The sequence below is a fragment of the Xenophilus sp. genome, from assembly GCF_044462705.1.
Lineage (GTDB): Bacteria > Pseudomonadota > Gammaproteobacteria > Burkholderiales > Burkholderiaceae_C > Xenophilus > Xenophilus azovorans.
This window is the reverse complement of the sequence record NZ_JBIQNC010000316.1, coordinates 1-3668: the sequence shown is the minus strand read 5'-3', so window position 1 is coordinate 3668 and position 3668 is coordinate 1. Positions and strand designations below refer to the sequence as shown.

Annotated in this window: 3 protein-coding genes; all 3 read right to left on the bottom strand. The window is 70.1% G+C overall.

The annotated features are described in order from the left end of the window. Window positions 1–66: 66 nt before the first annotated feature. Genes ACIY1X_RS25465 through ACIY1X_RS25455 form a run of 3 tightly spaced genes read right to left on the bottom strand, consistent with a single transcriptional unit; the run spans window position 67 to window position 3544 of the window. On the bottom strand, window positions 67–804 hold the full coding sequence (locus ACIY1X_RS25465; protein WP_038217957.1) for an ABC transporter ATP-binding protein: 738 nt from the start codon (window positions 802–804) through the stop codon (window positions 67–69). Next, a complete protein-coding gene (locus tag ACIY1X_RS25460; RefSeq protein ID WP_399686225.1) occupies window positions 801–1580 on the bottom strand; it encodes an ABC transporter ATP-binding protein in 780 nt (259 codons plus the stop codon). The genes ACIY1X_RS25465 and ACIY1X_RS25460 overlap by 4 nt, the downstream gene beginning before the upstream one ends. Next, window positions 1577–3544, bottom strand: a complete 1968-nt coding sequence (locus ACIY1X_RS25455; protein WP_399686222.1) for an ABC transporter permease — start codon at window positions 3542–3544, stop codon at window positions 1577–1579. The genes ACIY1X_RS25460 and ACIY1X_RS25455 overlap by 4 nt, the downstream gene beginning before the upstream one ends. Between the last annotated feature and the right edge of the window lie 124 nt (window positions 3545–3668).

Genomic DNA, 3668 nt, shown 5'->3' with positions numbered 1-3668 from the left:
GCGCGCAGGAAGCGGCGGCGTTGAGGTGTGTTCGTCATGGCAAGGCCCTCCGGGTGGATGAACGGATCAGACGCTCAGATACGCGCGGCGCACGTCCTCGTTGGCCGCCAGCTCGGCCATGGTGGCGTGATAGCGGATCTGCCCTTTTTCCAGCACGTAGGCGCGGTCGGAGACCAGCTCCGCGAAGTGCATGTTCTGCTCCGACAGCAGGATCGACACGCCCTGCGCCTTCAGCTCCAGGATCATGTTCGCCATCTGCTCGACGATGACCGGCGCCACGCCCTCGGAGGGCTCGTCCAGCAGCACGAGGTACGGGTTGCCCATCAGCGTGCGCGCGACGGTCAGCATCTGCTGCTCGCCGCCGCTCATGCGCCCGCCGGGGCGGTCGGGCATCTCGCCCAGGTTGGGGAAGAGCTTGAACAGCTTCTCGGGCGTCCACAGCGGCGCGGCGCTGCCGTCGGCCCACTGGCGGCCGGCCTGGCGGCCCACCTCCAGGTTCTCCGTCACCGTCAGGTCGGTGAACACGCGCCGGTCCTCCGGCACGAAGCCCAGGCCCAGCCGCGCGGCATGGTGCGGCTCGGCCTTCGAGAGATCGTGCCCCAGGAAGCGGATCGCGCCGCGCCGCTTGGCCAGCATGCCCATCAGCGCCTTCAGCGTGGTGGACTTGCCCGCGCCGTTGCGGCCCATCAGCGCCACCACTTCGCCGCGGCCCACCTCGAGGTGCACGTCGTACAGGATCTGCGCGGCGCCGTACCAGGCGCACAGCGACTTGGCTTCCAGCAGGATCTCGGGGGTGCTCGTCATGCCGTCGGCTCCGTCTGCTTCTTCTTCTCGAAGGTCTTGCCGGTGCCAAAGTACACCTCCTGCACCTTCGGGTGGTCGCGGATCTCCAGCGGCTTGCCGCCGGCGATCAGCCGCCCGCGCGCCAGCACGATCATGCGGTCGGCGTACGCGAACACCACGTCCATGCTGTGCTCGGTGAACAGCACCGCCATGCCGCGGTCGATCACGAGCTGCTTGGTCAGCGCCATCAGCGAGTTGCGCTCCTTGGGCGCCATACCGGCGGTGGGCTCGTCCATCAGCAGCAGCTTCGGGTCGTTGGCCATGGCGATCGCCAGCTCGACGCGCTTGACGTCGCCGTAGGCGAGCACGCTGCAGGGCCGGTCGGCCTGGCTCTTCATGCCCACTTGTTCGAGCAGCGCCAGCGCCTCGTCGCGCTTGTGGTCCGAGGCGCGGCGCCACATCGAGAACAGCTTGTGGTCGTGCGAGAGCAGCGCCATCTGCACGTTCTCCACCACCGTCAGCGAGGCGAAGGTCTCGGCGATCTGGAAGGTGCGGCCCACGCCCAGGCGCCAGATCTCGCGCGGCTTCAGGCCGATGAGCTCGGTGCCGTCCAGCGTGATGGAGCCCTGGTCGGCCTTGAGCTGGCCGTTGACCATGTTGAAGGTGGTGGACTTGCCGGCGCCGTTGGGGCCGATCAGCGCCAGCAGCTCGCCCTTGGCCAGCTCGAAGCTGATGCCGTCCACGGCCTTCACGCCGCCGAAGGACTTGCCCAGGTTGGTGACTTTCAACAAGCTCATCGTGCGGCCTCCCCCGCGGCGGCGTCGGCCTGCATCGGATGCCGGGCCGCCTCGTCGGCGGCGGCATCGTCCTTGCGCCCGCGCACGCGGTCGGCGATCTGCTTGATCGAGCCCGCGATGCCCTGCGGGAACAGCAGCACCAGGATCAGGATGATGGCGCCCAGCATCGCGCGCCAGTAGTCGGTGTTGCGCGCCACCGTGTCGTGCAGCCAGGTGAAGGTGAAGGCGCCGACCACCGGCCCGGCCAGCGTCTGCAGGCCGCCCAGCAGCACCATCACCAGGCCGTCGACCGACTTGCCCACCGCCAGCGTCTCGGGCGAGATGCTGCCCTTGGAGTAGGCGAACAGCGCGCCCGCCGCGCCGGCCACCAGCCCGGCGACGATGAAGCCGGCCCACTGCATGCGCTTGACGTCGATGCCGATGGCGTCGGCGCGCAGCACCGAGTCGCGCCCGGCGCGCAGCGCATAGCCGAAGGGCGAGAACAGCACCCGGCGCAGCCACCACAGCCCCGCGCCCACCAGCACCAGCGTCAGCCAGTAGTAGTTGTTCTTGTCCGACAGCCACTGCGAGGGCCACACGCCCGTCAGGCCGTTGCTGCCGCCGGTGAAGCTGTCCCACTGGTAGACGATGGCCCAGGTGATCTGCGCGAAGGCCAGCGTCAGCATCGCCAGGTACACGCCCGACAGGCGCACCGCGAACCAGCCGTAGACGAAGGCGCCGGCGGCTGCGATCAGCGGCGCGACCACCAGCGTGAGCTCCATCGGCAGCCCGGCCGAGCGCGCCAGCAGCGCCGCGCCGTAGGCGCCCAGGCCGAAGTAGGCGGCGTGGCCGAAGGAGTGCATGCCCGCCGGCCCCATGATGAAGTGCAGGCTGGCCGCGAAGAGGGCAGCCACCAGCAGGTCGATCAGCAGCACGGTGGTGTAAGGCGAGTCGGCCGTGGCGAAGGGCACGGCCGCCAGCACCAGGGCCAGCGCCGCGGCCGCCGCCACGTAGCCCTTGCCGGCGCGGCGCAGCGGCTCCTCCTGCATGCCCACGTAGCGGCTGGGCGCCTGCGCGCGGCCCATCAGGCCCCAGGGGCGCCACACCAGCACGGCGGCCATGACGAGGAAGTCGACCACCAGCGTGAGCTTGGAGAACGAGATGGAGATGCCCGCGATCTCCACCACGCCCAGCCAGATACACAGCGCCTTGATCTCGGCGATCAGCAGCGCCGCGACATACGCGCCCGGCAGCGAGCCCATGCCGCCCACCACCACCACCACGAAGGCGGCGCCGATGGTGTTCAGGTCCATCTCCAGCGTGGCCGGCTCGCGCGGCAGCTGCAGCGCGCCGCCCAGGCCGGCCAGCAGCGCGCCCAGGGCGAACACGGCGGTGAACAGCCAGGCCTGGTTCACGCCCAGGGCGCTGACCATCTCGCGGTCCTGCGTGGCGGCGCGCACCAGCGTGCCGAAGCGGGTGCGCGTGAGCAGCAGCCACACCAGGCCCAGCACCAGCGGGCCGACCACGATCAGGAACAGGTCGTAGGAGGGGAACTGCCGGCCCAGGATCTCCACCGAGCCCCTCAGGCCCGGCGCGCGCGGGCCCAGCAGCTCGTCGGGGCCCCACAGCCACAGCACCGCGTCCTTGATCACCAGCACCAGCGCGAAGGTGGCCAGCAGCTGGAAGAGTTCGGGCGCCTTGTAGATGCGCCGCAGCAGCAGCACCTCGATGACGGCGCCCAGCACCCCCACCGCGATGGCCGCCAGCGGCAGCGCCAGCCAGAAGCCGGCGCCGCCGAGCGCGCCGCCCAGGCGCTCGGCCAGGGTGTAGGCGACGTACACGCCCACCATGAAGAAGGACCCATGGGCGAAGTTGACGATGCGCGTGACGCCGAAGATCAGCGACAGCCCCGCCGCCACCAGGAACAGCGAGGACGCGGACGCCAGCCCGTTCAGGAGCTGGACGATCAGGCCGGAAAGACTCATGGATCGCTTCTTCTATCGTGGGGCGATGCGGCGGCTCAGTCCGCGGCGCGCGACTTCTTGATTTCGGCGGCCGGGGGCTGGAAGCGTGCGTCGGCGCCGTCGTAGTAGACGTAGTCGACCATCA